Source organism: Ferrigenium sp. UT5 (assembly GCF_045866295.1).
GTDB lineage: Bacteria > Pseudomonadota > Gammaproteobacteria > Burkholderiales > Gallionellaceae > Sideroxyarcus.
Map to the genome: position 1 here is coordinate 1 of NZ_BAAFRY010000056.1, position 1440 is coordinate 1440.

A 1440-nucleotide genomic window follows, 5' to 3' on the forward strand; every position below is an offset into this window, starting at 1 on the left:
AAAGGAGATGGGATGGACGCCTCCCTCCCCACGGGGAGCGAGGTAAGTAAGTAAGAATGAGGTAGCCCCTCGCGGACCTGACGGCATCTAGGTGCCAAGGTGGAGATAATGAGATCTTTCCACAACGGGCGGAGGGGCTGACATGAATGCTACGACATATGGGCTGGATATTGCAAAGCGGGTATTTCAGTTGTACTGGGTAGACATTAAGAGCGGAGAGATTCATAACCGCAAGTTCGGCAGGCAAGAGTTGCTGGAATTCTTTGCGCAGCGGGAAGCCGGACTGATCGCACTTGAAGCGTGCGGAAGCGCGCACTGGTGGCGGCGCAAGCTGATGGGATTGGGACACGAGGTCAACCTGATTCATCCCAAGTTTATCCGCCCGTTTGTGCAAGGCAACAAGACCGATGCCGCGGATGCGCGGGCGATCTGGACCGCGGTGCGGCAACCGGGGATGCGCACGGTGGCTGGCAAGACGGAAGAGCAGCAAGCGATGCTGGCGCTGCACCGGATGAGATTGTCGCTAATCAGATTCCGCACCATGCAGGTGAACCAATTGCGCGGACTGCTCTACGAGTTTGGCATCACTCTAAAGGGTGGGCGGCAAGCAGGAGTGGCAGAAATGCGGCAGCGCATGGCTGAACTGGAAGAAGTCGTACCGGGCATGCTGTTCGAAGCAATCAAGGAACAGTTGCAGCGCCTCAATGATATTGAAGCGGGCGTACAGGACATTGAACGCAGAATCAAGGATTGGCAGAAACAACAAGAGGCTTGCAGGAAGATTGCCGGAATACCGGGTGTGGGGATGCTGACGGCCACTGCCTTGGTCGCCACGATGGGCGAGGCAAGCAGCTTCAAGTCGGGACGGGAATTCGCTGCCTTCGTGGGGCTGGTTCCACGGCAAAGCGGCACCGGCGGCAAGGTCAAGTTGTTAGGCATCAGCAAGCGGGGCGACACGTATTTGCGCACCTTGCTGATCCATGGAGCCCGAACAGTGATGTTCAAGGCAAAGGACAAGGGCGCATGGAGCGAGTCACTGCTCCAGAGGCGACCAACGAACGTGGCCATTGTCGCGATGGCCAACAAGATGGCGCGCACGGCGTGGGCGATCCTGGCGCACGGTCGTGAGTACCAAAAGGGTTATGTGAGCCAAGTGCCCGCATGACAGAGAACAACCACTGAAAAGGAGTGGAATGCTGATAGGTTGCGCAGGTAGATAAACCCGTGTGATGGCGAAACAGGTCGGACCGCAAGAACGTAAACCTGAATGATTTCGAGTGCTTCGAGCACGAAAAGGAGATGAGGGCGTTCTTGGCGAATTCCATCAGGGCCCGCAGGCAGAAGTCCAGCTTGCAACAAGGCCGGATATAAGACTGCAGCCGATTTCTGGTTTTACCAAAACACGACAAATCTCTTGCTAAACCGGGAGGCGTCCATATA

The 1440-nt window shown here is 56.4% G+C and carries 1 protein-coding gene; it reads left to right on the forward strand.

The features are described from left to right. The first annotated feature begins 142 nt into the window (after nucleotides 1-142). A complete protein-coding gene (locus tag ACKTSJ_RS11090) occupies nucleotides 143-1165 on the forward strand; it encodes an IS110 family transposase (RefSeq protein WP_407900224.1) in 1023 nt (340 codons plus the stop codon). The last annotated feature ends 275 nt before the right edge of the window (nucleotides 1166-1440 follow it).

What these genes read in the sequence shown, in the direction of transcription:
- ACKTSJ_RS11090 (WP_407900224.1), top strand. Translation starts at nt 143, where the DNA reads ATGAATGCTACGACATATGGGCTGGATATTGCAAAGCGGGTATTTCAG.